The organism is Mesorhizobium sp. AA22 (genome assembly GCF_001672375.2).
In the GTDB taxonomy this organism is placed as follows: domain Bacteria; phylum Pseudomonadota; class Alphaproteobacteria; order Rhizobiales; family Rhizobiaceae; genus Mesorhizobium; species Mesorhizobium wenxiniae.
This window is the reverse complement of record NZ_CP048406.1, coordinates 1,841,351-1,857,849: the sequence shown is the minus strand read 5'-3', so window position 1 is coordinate 1,857,849 and position 16,499 is coordinate 1,841,351. Positions and strand designations below refer to the sequence as shown.

Annotated in this window: 15 protein-coding genes and 2 pseudogenes; 10 read left to right on the top strand and 7 right to left on the bottom strand. The window is 62.6% G+C overall.

Annotation, left to right across the window (positions count from 1 at the left end; translation table 11 throughout):
• Window positions 1-25 precede the first annotated feature (25 nt).
• Both A9K68_RS09130 and A9K68_RS09125 read right to left on the bottom strand, forming a co-directional pair.
• Window positions 26-283 (bottom strand): DUF982 domain-containing protein, encoded by a 258-nt coding sequence (locus A9K68_RS09130; RefSeq protein WP_065009102.1) that lies wholly within the window; start codon window positions 281-283, stop codon window positions 26-28.
• Between the two features lie 153 nt (window positions 284-436).
• The gene (locus A9K68_RS09125; RefSeq protein WP_065009118.1) at window positions 437-649 is read right to left on the bottom strand and encodes a hypothetical protein; all 213 of its coding nucleotides are present in this window, start codon (window positions 647-649) and stop codon (window positions 437-439) included.
• 237 nt (window positions 650-886) lie between these two features.
• Between A9K68_RS09125 and A9K68_RS09120 the strand changes: the two genes are divergently transcribed.
• Together A9K68_RS09120 and A9K68_RS09115 are read left to right on the top strand one after the other, a co-directional pair.
• Window positions 887-1,351, top strand: coding sequence for an Hsp20 family protein (locus A9K68_RS09120; protein WP_065009103.1), 465 nt, complete (start codon window positions 887-889; stop codon window positions 1,349-1,351).
• A gap of 57 nt (window positions 1,352-1,408) precedes the next feature.
• Window positions 1,409-1,945: an Hsp20/alpha crystallin family protein gene (locus A9K68_RS09115; RefSeq protein WP_065009104.1), complete on the top strand. Its 537-nt coding sequence runs from the start codon at window positions 1,409-1,411 to the stop codon at window positions 1,943-1,945.
• A gap of 980 nt (window positions 1,946-2,925) precedes the next feature.
• Here A9K68_RS09115 and A9K68_RS09105 read toward each other — a convergent pair.
• The 3 genes and pseudogenes from A9K68_RS09105 to A9K68_RS09095 form a co-directional block, all read right to left on the bottom strand.
• Window positions 2,926-3,261 (bottom strand): hypothetical protein, encoded by a 336-nt coding sequence (locus A9K68_RS09105; protein WP_246811326.1) that lies wholly within the window; start codon window positions 3,259-3,261, stop codon window positions 2,926-2,928.
• Between the two features lie 443 nt (window positions 3,262-3,704).
• A pseudogene (locus A9K68_RS09100) lies at window positions 3,705-4,513 on the bottom strand (PfkB family carbohydrate kinase).
• A pseudogene (locus A9K68_RS09095) lies at window positions 4,510-4,620 on the bottom strand (RpiR family transcriptional regulator); the annotation flags it as partial. The pseudogenes A9K68_RS09095 and A9K68_RS09100, both read right to left, overlap by 4 nt.
• A gap of 236 nt (window positions 4,621-4,856) precedes the next feature.
• Here A9K68_RS09095 and A9K68_RS09090 point away from each other — a divergent pair.
• Genes A9K68_RS09090 through A9K68_RS09065 form a run of 6 tightly spaced genes read left to right on the top strand, consistent with a single transcriptional unit; the run spans window position 4,857 to window position 10,661 of the window.
• The gene (locus A9K68_RS09090; RefSeq protein ID WP_065008662.1) at window positions 4,857-5,459 is read left to right on the top strand and encodes a CDP-alcohol phosphatidyltransferase family protein; all 603 of its coding nucleotides are present in this window, start codon (window positions 4,857-4,859) and stop codon (window positions 5,457-5,459) included.
• A gap of 30 nt (window positions 5,460-5,489) precedes the next feature.
• On the top strand, window positions 5,490-7,268 hold the full coding sequence (locus A9K68_RS09085) for a bifunctional alpha/beta hydrolase/class I SAM-dependent methyltransferase (protein WP_065008661.1): 1,779 nt from the start codon (window positions 5,490-5,492) through the stop codon (window positions 7,266-7,268).
• A gap of 2 nt (window positions 7,269-7,270) precedes the next feature.
• Complete coding sequence (locus A9K68_RS09080) at window positions 7,271-8,623, top strand: phosphatase PAP2/dual specificity phosphatase family protein (RefSeq protein WP_082982408.1); 1,353 nt, start codon at window positions 7,271-7,273, stop codon at window positions 8,621-8,623.
• The gene (locus A9K68_RS09075) at window positions 8,620-9,048 is read left to right on the top strand and encodes a hypothetical protein (protein WP_065008660.1); all 429 of its coding nucleotides are present in this window, start codon (window positions 8,620-8,622) and stop codon (window positions 9,046-9,048) included. The genes A9K68_RS09080 and A9K68_RS09075 overlap by 4 nt, the downstream gene beginning before the upstream one ends.
• An 8-nt stretch (window positions 9,049-9,056) precedes the next feature.
• Window positions 9,057-9,719, top strand: coding sequence for a lysophospholipid acyltransferase family protein (locus tag A9K68_RS09070; protein ID WP_065008659.1), 663 nt, complete (start codon window positions 9,057-9,059; stop codon window positions 9,717-9,719).
• A gap of 12 nt (window positions 9,720-9,731) precedes the next feature.
• Window positions 9,732-10,661, top strand: coding sequence for a phosphatidate cytidylyltransferase (locus A9K68_RS09065; protein ID WP_065008658.1), 930 nt, complete (start codon window positions 9,732-9,734; stop codon window positions 10,659-10,661).
• Window positions 10,662-10,850: 189 nt separating this feature from the next.
• On the opposite strand, the gene A9K68_RS09060 is transcribed toward A9K68_RS09065, so the two are convergent.
• Together A9K68_RS09060 and A9K68_RS09055 are read right to left on the bottom strand one after the other, a co-directional pair.
• Window positions 10,851-12,332: a hypothetical protein gene (locus A9K68_RS09060; protein ID WP_203546894.1), complete on the bottom strand. Its 1,482-nt coding sequence runs from the start codon at window positions 12,330-12,332 to the stop codon at window positions 10,851-10,853.
• A 484-nt stretch (window positions 12,333-12,816) separates the two neighbouring features.
• The gene (locus tag A9K68_RS09055; protein ID WP_065008657.1) at window positions 12,817-13,740 is read right to left on the bottom strand and encodes a hypothetical protein; all 924 of its coding nucleotides are present in this window, start codon (window positions 13,738-13,740) and stop codon (window positions 12,817-12,819) included.
• Window positions 13,741-14,143: 403 nt separating this feature from the next.
• Here A9K68_RS09055 and A9K68_RS09050 point away from each other — a divergent pair, with 403 nt between their 5' ends.
• Both A9K68_RS09050 and glf read left to right on the top strand, forming a co-directional pair.
• Entirely contained in the window at window positions 14,144-15,316 is a 1,173-nt protein-coding gene (locus A9K68_RS09050) for a glycosyltransferase family 1 protein (protein ID WP_065008656.1), read from the top strand.
• A gap of 2 nt (window positions 15,317-15,318) precedes the next feature.
• Complete coding sequence (gene glf, locus A9K68_RS09045; protein ID WP_065008655.1) at window positions 15,319-16,488, top strand: UDP-galactopyranose mutase; 1,170 nt, start codon at window positions 15,319-15,321, stop codon at window positions 16,486-16,488.
• Window positions 16,489-16,499: the final 11 nt, after the last annotated feature.

Genomic DNA, 16,499 nt, shown 5'->3' with positions numbered 1-16,499 from the left:
CAGGCGCCGCTCGGAGCACGGCCGTTCAGGTGGATTTACGTCCCTTTACAAGCAGTCCGGCCGTACGAGCCGCCTTGATGAAGGCGCTGCGGGCCTCGCGGGCGGTGCGCCAACCGTCGAGCGCGTCGCGGCAGGTTCGATAGGCTGCGCGCCAGCTCCGGCCGCGCGCCCGGTCCGGCCACTGCTGCATACATTCGATGGCTTCCCAGCTGCTGGCGACCTTGCGCTCTCCGACGGATTGGAGCTTGAGCGTGATCGGCTCGGAAAATGGGACGTCCTTCATCACTTCCTCTTCTTTCTGTTTTTAGAGCAAGTAACATCCTCGATTAAGCAGGAGGGCGGCCCGATCGGCGGCGGCAAACGAGATGGTTCGTCTGCCTGCGCGCTTCAAGACCTCCTGCCCAAACCCTGTCTCCCGCCCAGACGCAGCGGCCGGCTATATGTCGTCGTCCGGCGGCTCGAGAAGCCCGATCAGCGTCGCCACCCTAGCCGACGGCAGGGGGCGGCCCTCGTTCACCAGCGCCTCATCGGCGCCGACCCACGCAAAGGCCTCCCGCAACTCCTCGATCGTCGCGCCGGTCGAGGCAATGTCGGCAATAACGGCGTCGTCCACCGGGCCCAGCACCGAAATGATCTCGTCGCGTGTCATGGTCATGATATCCTCCATCCGGCGGGCCGGCGCGACCCTCAAATGACGGTTGAAACGGCATTCCCAGCTACAATCTGGCAACAAAAATTCTGGCAGCGGGACAGAATCTGGGTCTTGATTTCGGGCTGGCAATAACCAAATCGACATTGCCGGTTGCCGAATGGGGCCGGCAGAACCCAGGGAGCGCCAAGCTCTTTGGCGTCCCTCGTACTATGTTGCTCAATGGAGGATGTAGCTATGAGAACCGCATTCGATTTTTCCCCGCTCTATCGGTCGAGCATCGGCTTCGACCGCATCTTCAACCTGCTGGAAAACGCGCCTCAGGCAGCGGAAACCTGGCCGCCTTATGACATCGAGCGAAGCGACGAGAACACCTATCGCGTGACGATCGCCGTCGCCGGTTTTTCCGAAGACGATCTCGACATCAGCCACGAGCCCAACCTTCTGATCGTCTCGGGCGAGCGCAAGGAACAGGGCACGGTGGAATATCTACATCGCGGCCTTCCGGTACGGCCGTTCACACGGCGCTTTGAGCTTGCCGATCACATGACGGTCACCGGCGCCTCGCTCAACAACGGCCTGCTGACGATCGACCTTGTGCGCGAAGTGCCCGAGGAGATGAAGCCGCGTCGCATTGCAATCCCCAAGCAAGACGGCGCGCCGAAGGCCGGGCAGGTCGAGAAGCCGAAGCAGGCCGCCTGAGCGAAGGCGATCTCTGACGTCGCCTTTGGCGCAACCAGTCGAGAAAGGAGAACATCAATGGCTATTCGTGATCTCATTCCGTGGGGCCGGGAGAACAGTCCGGTTCCCAGCTTCTATCGTGACGATGACCGGGACCCGTTCATGGCGTTGCATCGCGAGATGAACCGCATGATCGACGACGCGTTCCGCGGTTTCGAAACGCGCATGCCGTCGCTCAGCGGATTTTCGTCGGCGCGCGCCAGCTGGCCGAGTGTTGAAATCTCAGACAGCGAGAAGGAGATCCGCGTGACCGCCGAAATCCCCGGCATGGACGAGAAGGACGTCGAGGTGCTGCTCGACGACGGCGTGTTGACGCTGCGCGGCGAGAAGCGCTCCGAGACCGAGGACAAGGACAGGCACTTCTCCGAGCGGTTCTACGGCCGCTTTGAGCGCCGCATCCCGCTCGGCTACGAGGTCGAGGAGGACAAGGTGAATGCCGCCTTCCACAACGGCGTGCTCAGCGTGACGCTGCCCAAGACCCAGCGCGCGCAGACGAAGGCCAAGCGCATCGCCATCAGTGGCGGCAAAGTCAGTTCTGGCGGAAGCAAGCACTAACGACATCGGCAGCCGGACGCGCACGCGCCCGGCTGCGCCGGACACCTTAGAACGACAGCCTTACCAGCATCAACTTCCTGCAGCGGGCTTTGCCTTGACGTTCTTCAGCGCGGTCAAGAGATAGTCCTGCATCGTCGCCTGAAGGTTTGTTGTGGCGGTGCGCACCGCTGCCATCGCGTCCTTCACCGCCGCTTCGTGGAAGCGCGAAGCCTGCTGCGCCGCCGCGCCCGCGCCATGCGCAGCTCGCGCAATGCCGCCAAGGTGCGCGGACGATTTGCGAGGCGGATGCTGCGAAACTCCTCCCTCACCTTGGGCGAAAACCGTGTTGCTGTCCGGCCGGCGAAACTGCGGGCCGAGCGGCCACGGAAACGACCGACACGCAGGAAGCCCCTATGCGCGCCGGCCAAAATTCACACCGGCAGCCGGTTTCGGCGTCTTATCTAGTCAAGCGAACTCACTATTTGCAGGATTAGGACCAACAGCACAAAGCCAAGGACACACGCAAAGACCGCGACCAAAAAGACGGTGCGTTGCTGTCTGCCCACGGCTTTCTCCCTGAAAGCGCACCCATCCACCAATACGAACGTTTGTCTCAAAAGTTTGCTTGAGGCCGGCGGAGCAAACATGACTCAGGCAAAAGAATCTCCTGACAAGGTGTTCGTTTACGAGGGCGGTTACATCATTCATCCGGACGATGCATGGATATTAGAAAGTTCTAATAATTACTCCCGAGCGGCGGAACCTCCGGGTTCCTGCTGCGGATCGGGCTGCAACCCGATCGGGCCCGCGCTCTCCGCCAGAGGCGCGGGCTTCATTTGTTCAGCCGATGCGCCAGGCGGCGCGGAGGCCGCATATTGAATATCTACGGGAGCATTAGTAGCAGAAGTCGCTACCGTGGCGTTCCTGGCATCCAGGCAACGGAGCCCGTCATCCGAAAGGGTGGCGGGCTTTCGTTTGATTATCGAACTGCTGAAGCACGTCTACAGAACAGGGCCTAACTCCATCAGCATGAAAGCGGTGACACCCAGCACGACGAGTGCATAGGCCGCATAGAGAACAAGCAGCAAAACTTCAAGGTCGCGGAAAGAGGTCGTGGTAGCCCTGATCTGTTGAGGCTCTGTTTTCTCGATAAGGTCGGCTTGGTGTGGCTCTGCTGTCGCGACGACATAGACAATCCGGTCGTGCTCGGCTGCCTGCAATATCCGTTCCGCGATATCGAGAGCGATCACTGGATCATCGGTCAGCTGATCTCCAGCTATTCGATATTCAGTAACGGTCTGGACCTCGCGTTTTCCCATGCACGATAATAGCGTCATTTAAATTAGGTTCCACTAAAGTGCAGCCGTTTGCGGCCGGCCCGGTCGGTCGTGTGACCAGGCGTGAACAATCCTGGGCCGCAATACCCTGCCCCGCGTCCTCCAATTAAACGGCGCGGGCCTTTCTATCGCCTATCACGGGCGCCATTGCTGGCAAGTAGACCCCGAACCGGGAGCCATTCCGCGCGTGGGCAACGCATCTGGCACGTGCCGCTGGCTGACGACGAACGGCTTTCGATACCTTCTTGCTGGTGGTGCACCGAACTAACCTTGTTCCGTAAGTGGCTCGCCAGTCCGATGCTAACAAAGCATCATCCCCAATGAGCCCCGCCCGACTATGCCGAGCTGCCATCCTGAGGGCGTCGGTCCGCCGCCGGCCCTCGCCAGCAGTGCTGGTCGCCCTATAGCTGTGATGGGCGCGCCCCCTTCTCAGCGCCCCCTTCTCAGCGCCCCCTTCTCAGCGCCCCCTTCTCAGCGCCTTGTCTCAGATCGCCTCGCGCTTCCGTTTCCGGCGTGGCGACCAGCAAGGCCGCGGCGGCGTTGGCGGCGGCGATGGCGGCCTCGACCTGATGCCCGCGGGCAAGGCCTGCCGCGAACGCGCCGACGAACTCGTCGCCGGCGCCATGGGTGCTGACGACCTTCACCGGGATCGCCGCCAGCGCGAACGCCTGGCCGTCGCGGTCGCAAAAGGCAACGGTCTCCCCGCCGGCCGTGACGATCGCGGCCGGGTAGAAATCGACCAGCATGCGTGCCGCCTCGGCAGCCCCCTCGAGCGTGTCGACGACCGGAATGCCGGCCAGAAATTCCGCCTCGATGGCGCCTCGTTCTGCAGCAGCAGCACCGCCGTGTGCGCAACCATCTCGGTCGCGGCGGCGATGTCCTTCTCGCCCAAGGTGAGATTGCTGCCTGAGACGATCACAGCGCCATAGTCGCCGCCGTCGTCGAAGATCGCCACGCTCATGCCGGAGCCGGCGCCAGGCGCGACCCGCACGAAGCGGCTGTCGACGCCTTTGCGTTCGAGATTGCCGAGAAGCACGCGGCCGAAATCGTCATGGCCAACGGCGCCGATCATCGCCGAGCGCACGCCGGCCCGCGCGGCCGACACCGCCTGATTGCCGCCCTTGCCGCCACATTTCGGCTGCCAGGCATGGCCGGTCACAGTTTCGCCTTTGCGCGGGCGGTCGGGGGCTTCGACCATGATGTCGTAATGCAGGCTGCCGAACACGGTGACCAGGGGCGGGGAAGCCGTCATGTGCCCCTGTCCCGGCGTTTCGACGTCACCGCCGACATGGTACGGCCGAGATTGCGCTCCGCCGCCTGGTAGTCGCGCTGCGCCACCGCGACGAACAGCGCGTCGAGTGTCCACGCAGCTTTAAGCTGAGTTGTTACCGCTTCGCGAAAACGGTAACAACGCACGTGCAGCGGATTCCCCGCACATGCCAGGCGCTCTATTCCGAGCTTGCACAGCGGTCGCTTGTTACCTCGGCCAGCGCTGCTGATCGTAACCATGTACAACCGCTCGCCGCCCTTGCGTCTTGCGCGCCAATTGACCATCCTCGCAGACGTTAGTTGCACCGCGGCCGGGGGGTTCGCACATGCCGACGCTTTATGCGCTCAAACCGGCCTTCCAGGCGAAGCTGCGGCCGCTCGCCGACCGGCTGGCCGGGGCCGGCGTCACCGCCAACCAGATCACGCTACTGGCTGCCGCCCTGTCGGTCGCCACCGGCATTCTGGTCGCGGCCCTTGCCGGCCATCGCGCGATCTTCATCCTGATGCCGGTGGTGCTGTTTGCGCGCATGGCACTCAACGCCATCGACGGCATGCTCGCGCGGGAACATGGTCAGGCCTCGAAGCTTGGCATGTACCTCAACGAACTCTGCGACGTCGTCTCAGACCTCGCGCTCATCCTGGCCTTTGCCGCTCTCTTCTCCGCCTCGGGCGTCGTCGCCTTTGCCATCACGGCAGTGCTTGTGGAATTCGCCGGTGTGCTCGGCATCGCGGCGGGCACGGGGCGCAATTATGCCGGGCCGTTCGGCAAGAGCGATCGGGCGCTGGCGCTCGGCATCGTCGCCTTCCTCATCGCCTGCGGCCTGTGGGTGGAAGCGATGACGCCGTTTGTGTTTCCGGCAATGGCTACACTCTCGCTGGTGACCGCCATCAACCGGATACGCAGCGGCCTTAACGGGAGCGGTGGCTGAAATTCCGGTCGCATCCGCCAGGGGAACAACATGCTTCATGAACCAACGATTGCCGCTTCCGCAAGTGAGCAGCGGGTGGCGCAGGAACGCACCTTCCGCACGCATGACGGCACCGAGATCTTCTACCGCTACTGGCCGGCGGTCGGGCGACCTGCCAAGGGCGCGGTCCTGCTGTTCCACCGCGGCCACGAGCATGGCGGCCGCATGGCGCATCTGGTCGACGAACTCGACATGCCCGACCATGCCTTTTATGCCTGGGACGCGCGCGGCAATGGCCGCTCGGCAGGCGAACGCGGCTATGCGCCGTCCTTTGCCGCGCTGGTGCGCGACATCGATTGTTTCGTGCGCGAGATCGGCAGAGACGGGTTCGGCCAGCGCGACATCGCGCTGATCGCCCAATCGTTCGGCGCGGTGCTCGCCGCCGCCTGGGTGCATGATTATGCACCGCAGATTCGCGCTGTGGTGCTGGCCTCGCCGGCCTTTTCGGTCAAGCTCTACGTGCCCTTCGCCAAGCAAGGCATTGCGCTGTGGCAGAAGATCAAGGGCCGCTTCTTCGTCAATTCCTACGTCAAGGCCAAGTTCCTGACGCATGACCCCGAGCGCATCGTCTCCTTCGAGGCCGATCCGCTGATCACGCGGCCGATCGCGTCCAACATCCTGGTCGAGCTCTACGATCACGCCGCGCGTATCGTCGCCGACGCCCGCGCCATCACCGTGCCGACGCAATTGCTGATCTCCGGCAGCGACTGGGTGGTGCGGCATGGACCTCAGCACGAGTTCTTCGTCAATCTCGCCAGCCCGGCCAAGGAGCGGCATGTGCTGCCCGGCTTCTTCCACGACACGCTCGGCGAACGCGAACGCCGCAAGGCACTCGACCTGATCAAGCCGTTCCTCGAAAGACAGTTCGCGACCCCGGAGAAGCCGGTCGACCTGACCGCGGCCGACCGCGCCGGCTTCACACGCGACGAGGCCGACCGGCTCGCCTCGCCGCTCGCTCTGCTGTCGCCGAGGGGCCTCTACTGGGCAATGAGCCGCGCCTCGATCCGCATGGGCGCCTGGCTGTCGTCAGGCATGAAGACGGGAATTGCCACCGGCTTCGATTCCGGCTCGACTCTCGACTATGTCTACGAGAACGAGGCGCGGGGCCACGGTCCACTCGGCCGCATGATCGACCGCACCTTTCTCGACGCCATCGGCTGGCGCGGCATCCGCCAGCGCAAGCTGCACCTGGAAGAGCTGATCGGCAGCGCCACTCGGACGCTGAAGGCCGGCCGGCCGGTCCATATCGTCGATATCGCGGCCGGCCACGGCCGCTACGTGCTCGACGCCGTCGCCAAATGCACTGAGCCGCCGGCCAGCGTGCGGCTGCAGGATTTTTCCGACCTCAACGTTTCGCTCGGCCGCAAGCTGATCGCCGAGCGGCACCTGCCGACCAGCGTCTCGTTTCACCAGGCCGACGCATTCGACGCCCAAATGCTGGCCGGGCTCGATCCGGCGCCGGACCTGGCCATCGTCTCCGGGCTTTACGAATTGTTTGCCGACAACGCCATGGTCGCCCGCTCGCTCGGCGGGCTGGCCAAGGCGATGCAGCCCGGCAGCCTGCTTCTCTACACCAACCAGCCCTGGCATCCGCAGCTCGAAATGATCGCGCGCAGCCTGACCTCGCATCGCGGCGGCCAGGCCTGGGTGATGCGCCGGCGCACGCAAGGCGAGATGGACCAGCTGGTGGCGGCGGCCGGCTTCGAAAAGCTCGACCAGCGCATCGACCAGTGGGGCATCTTCACCGTCTCGATCGCGCGGCGCGTCTGAGCATGGTCTTGCCAGTCCTTGGCGCCGCCGTTGCCGCGGCCCCTGCCCTTTCTGCCTCCCCGCGCGAGCCGTACGCCGGAATCGTCCTGCGCGCTGCGTTGTGGCTGGCGTTTCTGGCGCCGTTCTTCTACGTGACCTACGGCTTCGCCAACTGGCTGGCGTCGCAGCGCGACGATGTCGGCAGCATCGTCTTTGCCTGGGAGCGCGGCATCCCGTTCATCGCCTGGACGATCGTGCCCTATTGGTCGATCAACCTGTTCTACGGCCTGTCGCTGCTGTTGAACGATACCAAGCGCGGCGTCGACCGGCTCGCCGGCCGTTACCTCACGGCGCAGATCATCGCCGTCGCCTGTTTCATCCTGCTCCCGCTGACGGCGACCTTCATGCGGCCGCAGACATCAGGCCTGCCGGGGTTCATGTTCGCGGTGCTCGGCGGCTTCGACAAGCCGTTCAACCAGGCGCCGTCGCTGCACATCGCGCTGCTTGTCATCATCTGGGATCATTGGCGCTGTCGGCTCAAAGGCCTGGCCGCCATCGTCTGGCACGTCTGGTGTTTCCTGATCGGCGCCTCGGTGCTGACGACATGGCAGCACCATGTCATCGATATCCCGACCGGCGCTTTGCTCGGCTTCTTCGCCCTGTGGCTGTTCCCGCGCGACGGCGAATTGCCGTTCGCCGGCTTCCGGCTGGCCGCCGATCCCAAGGCACGGCGGCTGGCGCTGTTCTACGCGCTCGTCGCAGCCCTGGCACTGGCCGGCGCCGTTGCCGGCGCCTTCGTCTCGGCGCTGTGGCTCATCCTGCTGTGGCCGGCGCTGGCGCTGGCCATCGTCGCCTTCGCCTATGTCGGAGCCGGCGCCAAAGTGTTCCAGAAAGCGGCCGATGGCAGCGTCTCGCTGGCCAGCCGTGTTTTGCTGCTGCCTTACCGGCTTGGCGCCAGGATCAATGTGTGGGCGTGGACGCGCAAGCTGCCGCCGCATGTCGCGATCGCCGACGGCGTCTTCCTCGGCCGCTTTCCCACCGCCGCCGAGGCCGACGCTTTCGGCACGGTAATCGACCTTGCCGGCGAGTTGGAAAGCCCGCGCGGCGTCACCTGCCGCTGGACGGCTGTCGCCATGGTCGATCTTTTGCCGCCCTCGCAAGCGGCGCAAACGCAAGCGGTGGCGGCGATCGAGGCGGCCCGCGGCCACGGCACCGTGCTGGTCTGCTGCGCGCTCGGCTTCCAGCGCAGCGCCGCCATCGTCGCCAACTGGCTGGTTGCGAGCGGTCGCTCGCCAACACCGGCGCAGGCGCATAAGCGGCTAACGGCATCGGGCCGTCCGGTGCATCTTCGGATCGCGGCGGACGAGCCGACATGAGTGCCCATCGAGACAAAGCCGAGGCCTTCGCCGCCAGCCTGATGATGCAGGCGGTGTGGCCGCTGCTGCTGGTGCTGGCCGCGTTGGTGGCCGCGCCGTTCATTGCCGTGGCAGCGCAGCCGCAGACGACGACGCTGGCGTCGGCGGCCTGGCTGGTGGCGGCAGCGAGCGGCATGGTCACCCTCGCCGTCTCGGCCCTGCTTGTCTTCGACGCGCTGCTGTTCTGGCTGATGGCGAGCCACATCAGCGAAGCCGCCGGCGGTGCCTCGGTCGACGACGTGCTGGCGCGCATGCGCGTCAAACCGGCCGCTGCCGGCATCCGCTCGCTCGACCGGCGCATCGCGGGCACGCAGCGCCTGCTGATGAAGCAGCGCATCGCACTCGGCCTGTTCGTGGCGGCATCCGCTGTCGCCTTGTCTTTCTGAGCCGGACGATGAGCAAGCTCGGCACAAGGACTTTCACCCTGCTGCAGACCGTGACCTCGGTCGGCCTATCGGCGCTGGCCTGGGCGGTGACCGGGGTGCGGCCGATCTGGAACGGCAGCAAGCCGTCGGACCGGCAGCGCATCTACTTCGCCAACCATGCCAGCCACGGCGATTTCATCCTGCTGTCTGCCTGCCTCAGCGAGAAGGAGCGCGCCCGCACCCATGCCGTCGCTGCCGCCGACTATTGGGGAAAATCACGGCTGCGCCGGTTCATCGCGCAGGACATGCTTTCCTCGGTGCTCATCCACCGGCAGTGGATCGATGAGGCTCAGAATCCGATCTCGATCATGCTGTCGGTGCTCGACGAGGGCCATTCGCTGATCATCTTCCCCGAAGGCACGCGCAACATGACAGACGAGCCACTGCTGCCGTTCCGCTCCGGCCTCTATAATCTCTCGATGGCGCGGCCCGACGTCGAACTCATTCCCTGCTGGATCGAGAACATGTCGCGGGTGCTCCCCAAGGGCCAGTTCGTGCCGGTGCCACTGCTCTGCCGCGTGGTCTTCGGCGCGCCGATCGCCATTGCGCCCGGCGAGGAACGCCGGGCCTTTCTCGACCGCGCCCGCAAGGCGCTGCTTGCGCTCAATCCCCGCCCGCTAAAAGACGACTAGAACAACATGCCAATGCACGAGACCCTCATTCTGGTTGTCGGCCTCACTGCGGTGCTGACCACCGCAAGCCTGGTTGCCGGCATCCTGTCGTGGCGCGCGCCGAAGCCGCTGTCCTCGACGCTGGTCAACCTCAACCAGCGCATCAACGCCTGGTGGGTAATGGTCGTGGCGATCACCGTCGCCTTCTTCTTCGGCCGCTCCGGCATGACCATCCTGTTCGCGCTTATCTCGTTTGCGGCATTGCGTGAATTCGTGACGCTGACGCACAGCCGCCGCAGCGACCATTGGGTGCTGCTCGGCATGTTCGGCATCATCATCCCGTTCCAGTACTGGCTGGTGTGGACCGCGTGGTACGGCCTCTTCACCATCTTCATCCCGGTCTACTGTTTCCTGCTGATGCCGGCGATCACCGCGCTTCATGGCGACACCGAGCGCTTTCTCGAGCGCGTCTCGGCGCAGCAATGGGCCGTCATGATCTCGGTCTACTGCGTCAGCCACGTGCCGGCGCTGCTGACGCTCGAGGTGCCCGGCTTCGAGGGCCGCAATTTGTTGCTGATCGCATTCCTGATCATCACCGTGCAAGGCAGCGACGTGCTGCAATACATCTTCGGCAAGCTGTTCGGCAGGCACTTGATGTCGCCGAAGGTTTCGCCGTCGAAGACCTGGGAAGGGCTGGTCGGCGGGCTGGCGACGTCGAGCCTGCTTGGCGCGCTGCTGTCGTTCCTGACACCGTTTTCGCCGCTCCAGGCGGCGGGGGTCGCCTTCATCGCCTGCTTGATGGGATTCCTCGGCGGACTGGTCGCCTCCGCCATCAAGCGCGATCAGGGGGTGAAGGACTGGGGCCATCTGATCGAGGGCCATGGCGGCATGATGGACCGCGCCGACAGCCTGGTTTTCGCTGCCCCGGTTTTCTTCCACACCGTGCGCTATTTCTGGACGTGACAGCGAACTACAGCCTTATTTTGCAGCCGCAAGCGGCGCTTTCTTGACAGCCAGCGGCGAATGCGGCGCCTGCCAGCGACCTTGAGCGCACCTGCGGATCCCCACGCTACCCCCTTCGAGTCTTGCCGCAGGTCGTGAGAGGTATTTCCCGTGGCTCTGCTTGGACCAACGGGACCGCGGATGAAATAGTTATGGCGCAGCCAGAACGCCTCGGCGGATGGCAAGGGCGACATCGGCGGAGAACGGCGGCACATCAAGCTTCAGCCAGCCGTCCGAATTCGCTTGCCACTCCGCCGTTTGCCTGCCGGCAGTGGTATCCCAGGCGATGACGCGATAGGTGCCGCGAGCCAACCCGGGCAGCTCCAAGGCGACCGGAACCGGCGCAGCGCCGGCGCGAAGCATGCCGTTCCCCCCGATCGTGTCGCGGCGAACCAGCCAGACCACTGCCTGGGAATCGTCCCCGCAGGCAACAGCCGCGGCGTCGGGACCGGAAATCCGCATCTTGTTGCCGAGATGGGCACGCCGGAACGAAACCCAGTCGATCAGAGGGAGGAAATCGGCCAGCGAACGCTGCGCCCGCCGCATGCCGGGGGTGAGCACGTGCGGGGTGCGGTTTGGCCACCGCATGCCGCCACCCGCGCCCCCCGCCGCCAGGTGAGCCCATTGCAAATGGCGGAAATATTCATCATCGAAAGGTTCCGGAAGCGTGATTTTCTTGTCCTTGAATGAGTGGATCGGGCCGTGCTCGGAATCGAGAAAAGGGCGGCCGTCACGGATTTCGCCGAGCGCCTCTCCGACGATCCGCGCCATGCCGAGCGCAGGCGCCACCGTGTCACTGGGGTCATCGATCGTGCCCTCCTCGTAGAGATGGAGGGAGGCGAAGTCGAGGTCTGGGTGGCGGAAGATCGGCCCGCGCAGCGGCATGTGGGGCCGCCAGCGAAGCTCAGGTCCGAACAGCGAGACGGTCTGCGGGTGAGAGCGGCCGTAAAGTGACGTTTCCAGCTGGCGCACAAAATCGCTGAGATCATGGATGAAGGCGCCGAAGCCATCCGCGCTGCCCTGAGCCTGCTCGGGATGGATCTCGTTCCAGAGGTCCCATGCGAAGAAGGCTCCGCTGCCGCTCCATCTGCGAACCACGAATTCCAGCCTTGCCTTGATCGCGCGGCGCGTCTCGACGCAGATCAGGAATCGCGACGGGTGGTCCAGCACGCCTCCGTTATTGCGGTTGTAGGGGTGGTGGCGCCAGTGCAGCCACTGCCAGAACGTATCAAAGGGGGTGAGCAGGATTCTTAAGCCCTGTTTTTCGCAAAGACGAAAGAGGTCGTCCCACAATTGCACCATTGCCGGCACGAAGCGGCCCTGCGGCTTCTCGAAGTAGCGGTGGCGAACCTGGGCATATTCCAGCATCAGCCTGAGGCAGGTGACGCCGCTTTCCTTCAGCCGACGGAGATGATTTTCCACGCCGGCCATATCGGCGCGCCGGAACAGGCCATTGAGTTCGGGCCAGCTTACCGCATCATTGTGCCCGATCGGCGTCCATGCCTCGCCGTCCTCGGTTGCGAAATAGGAACCGGCTAACTTGATCCAAGGCAGGCCGGCAGCCGATCTAGGCGCAGTGTCTTCCACTTCCCCGACCAGCGGTATCGCCAATCTAATATCGTTCAAAGGCATGCCCCGAATTTCGTCCCCGGAGCGGTATAACTGCCGCGGTGGCAAAATGTTTCGCCGGGTTGGCAGGCCAACGGACTGTCATCTATTTGCAGTGCAAGGATGCCCTACCCTAGTCGCAGGGAAGGAACATCTCCTTCTCCTAAGCGACGGCCTCGAAAGCCTGACGCACCTCCGGTGGGGCTACCCCGTCCCAAACCCATCTATGCAGGAACTGGATCGCTTTCTTCCACTCAGGCCCCCTCTTGGGCAGTCATGAGTTGCTAAGGCTCCCTCGACGTGGTTGATCCCCAGGTAATCCAGGTCTCGGTCGATCCTGACGAAGAACCAGCCAGGACGCGATCATGGCCCGTAGTTTGCTGCGCCCTTGCGGCAGAGCCGGCCTTGCGATCATCGTTACGTTATGGACTATCGCTATGGACGATCGCAGGAACGCGAATGAAATAGTCATGACACAGCCACGACGCCTCGGCCCCGGTCGTCCCTGTTAGGCGACTCGTGAAAGGACTTGCTGATCCAGGTCGCACCTAGCCAGTCCGAAACGCCAGCGATGGTTCGTTGCCTCACGTCTGCTCTGGTAAAACAAGGTCAGTTTCCCGCCCTCGATCATTACCGTCGAATGGCCGTTCTCCCCAGGCTCACCAGGATCCAGCACGGGGCCGACCGACACGTAGGGACCCTGGACGTCGTCGGCGATGGCGAAGAATACGCGCTGACGACTTCCGCGCGGACCCTCGGGAAGGAAGCAGGTGGCGTTGAGAAGCACGCGACCGTCGGGCAGTTCGACCAGTTGGGCGCCCTCGATCCCCCATTCGTAGTCCGGATGCTCGCGCGCATTGTGATGGGGAACGTCGAGATGGTCCAATATCTTGCCGAGACGTTTCCACGGCCCGAACCAGGAATCGGATTGGCTGCGCGCCAGATAGACGTCAGGCTGCGGCACCCTGGTGAATTTAGGCATGCCTGAATAGACGATGTAGCGCTTGCCGCCGATGATCGCCGGATGGGGATCATAGATCCCGTCCTCATCGGTGCCCGGCAGGGACAATATCGCCGGTTTCAGCACCACCCAGTTGAAGCCATCATTGGAAACCGCATGTTCACAACGTCCGCCCGACTTCATGAATTCGGTCTGGATAAACATATGGAAGACGCCGCATTCATGAATGACGCCGGGCGCCGCTATGCCCGATCCGGTTACCGGCAAGTCGAGCGCCTCATGCTCAGTCCACGGCCCATAAAGGTCCGGAGCCGTGGCATGTAGTATTTTCCAGCTCTCGGTCGTGACAGTGCCGCTGGAACCGAAGACGTGCCAAATCTCGCCGTCGAACACCGGACAAGGATCCTTCAGATCATCCACGGACTGCGGGTGAAACAACGGAAAGACGTTGGTTTCAAAGTTGAACTTCATTCCTTGCGGCTCTCTCACGGTGGCTGCCCTCTTCGGCCATCTGTGGCGACCAAAACGAATCATGCGCGGCTCATTAACTCTTATACCTGCGCTCATGAATGGTTGTTGAACGATTGAGCGGATTTCAGCCGTTCTGTGGCGATGCGCCACATTTGGCGAGATATGAAGCTGCAAGCGCCTCCGCCTTGGCCGAGGCGACATGTCCGTCGGGTGTTGGTGCAGCGCCGCGTCTCTTCGAACAATTGCGCAAGTGGCCGGCTCGGCGGCTACAGCCAATTGAAATCCAGGGAACAACTTACTCAAATGAAAGTTAGATATAAGGATAAAGGATTCATCAGGAGCGTGCTTCGATTAACATATGTTAATCTGGAGATTAACAAACTATAATTCAGAGGAATCTTCCATGAAAATAGCGGGTGGCAAAAAAAATAAATCAAATATCCCCATAAAACCGTCTATTATACTTTGCTTTTCTCACCTCAGGTGGGATTTCGTACACCAACGCCCGCAGCATATTCTGACGCACGCCTCAAAACAGCAGCAGCTAATTTACTTTGAGGAGCCGGTCTACGAGGAAATATGCTATCCTTCGATCCGGGTGAACGATCGATCTGCAATGATCACAATCGTAACCCCGGTTCTTCCGGCCGGCATTTCCGCAACAAAGGCGGACGCCATCCAGCGCAGGTTCGTCGACCAGATCCTCACCTCAGCGCCGCATGACCGGCTGACTGTATGGTACTACACGCCGATGGCGCTGCGTTTCAGCGATCATCTCCGCTACGACGTGTGCGTCTACGACTGCATGGATGAACTCTCCGCCTTCAAGAACGCGCCGGCAGAGTTGACGCAGATGGAAAAGGCGCTGTTCCAGCGCGCTGATGTCGTGTTCACGGGCGGGCAGAGTCTGTACGAGGCCAAACGAAGCCTCCACAAGTCGATTTTTCCCTTCCCCAGCAGCATCGACGTTGCGCATTTCCACAAGGCAAGAGAGCCCGGCGATGACCCTGTAGACCAGGCAGACATACCTCACCCGAGAGTGGGCTTCTTCGGCGTGATCGACGAACGGCTCGACGTTGAAATGATCGCACAGGCGGCTGCGGCAATGCCCGAAGTGCATTTCGTCATGCTCGGCCCGGTGGTCAAGATCGACCCGCTAAGCTTGCCGCGCGCAAGTAACTTACATTGGCTGGGTGCCAAGCCCTACGCCGACCTGCCTCGCTATCTCAGGCACTGGAGCGCCGGCTGGATGCCGTTCGCGCTCAACGAGGCGACACGCTATATCAGCCCGACCAAAACTCCTGAGTTCCTGGCCGCCGGACTGCCGGTGGTCTCCACGGCGATTGTGGACGTCGTGCGCACCTATGGCGCCGAAGGCCTGGTCGACATTGTTGACGCCGAAGACATCGAAACCAAGCTTCGGTCCCTTCTGTCACGTCCCCGGAATTTCCTGTTGAAGGAAGTCGATGCCTACCTCGCCAACATGTCCTGGGAACGAACGTGGGACGCAATGGCTGCCCATATCCAGCGCGCCTATGCAATGAAAAGCATTGTGCCTTTGCGCCGGGGAGCCTGACCATGTTCGATTGGTTGATTGTCGGCGCCGGCTTCGCTGGCAGCGTGCTCGCCGAACGCATCGCATCGCAACGGCGGGAAAGCGTCCTGCTCATCGACCGGCGAAATCACATCGGCGGCAACGCTTATGACTGTTACGACGAAGCTGGAATTCTGGTCCACCGCTATGGGCCGCATATATTCCACACCAACGCCCAATCGATCATAGACTACCTCTCGCAGTTCACCGAATGGAGGCCTTACGAACATCGCGTACTGTCTTCGGTCGACGGAAAACTGCTGCCGATACCGATCAACCTCGACACGATCAATCGTCTGTACGATCTTGAATTGACGCCCGAGCAGTTGGAGGAGTTCTTCGCATCCCGGCGAGAAACGGTCGAGGAAGTCCGGACAGCTGAAGACGTAGTTGTGAGCACCGTTGGCAGGGAACTCTACGAAAAATTCTTTCGCGGCTATACAAGGAAGCAGTGGGGTGTCGATCCGGCCCAACTAAGCAAGTCCGTGACTGCGCGGGTCCCAACGCGGATCAACCGCGATGATCGCTACTTTGGCGACACTTTCCAGAATATGCCGGCTGGCGGGTATACACGCATGTTCCAGCGCATGCTGGACAACCCAAGGATCAAGATCATGCTGCAGACCGATTATCGCGAAATTCGCGACAAGATCCCCTTTCAGCGGATGATCTACACTGGGCCGGTCGATGAATATTTCGACTGGAGCCTTGGTCGTCTGCCTTATCGGTCACTTCGGTTCGAGCACGTGACACTTGATTGCGAGCAGTTTCAGCCGGTCGCCGTTGTCAACTATCCGCAGACGGAAAACTATACCCGCATTACCGAGTACAAGCATCTGACCGGACAGCAGAGTCCGAAGACCAGCCTGACTTACGAATATCCAACCGATATCGGCGATCCCTATTACCCGGTGCCGCGGGCGGAAAACGAGGCGCTGTACAAACGCTATGAAGCACTGGCAGCGGCGTGCCCCGAAGTGTGGTTCGTCGGGCGCCTGGCCACGTACCGCTACTACAATATGGATCAGGTTGTCGGTCAGGCTCTGGCGACGTTCGCGCGCATTCAACAGAGCCTGCCGGCAAACGGCACGGTGCAGATGCTTACCCAGCGGACGATGCTCGGCCAACATTCGGAGCAGTTCCCCACCTACTGACGTGGCCCGCC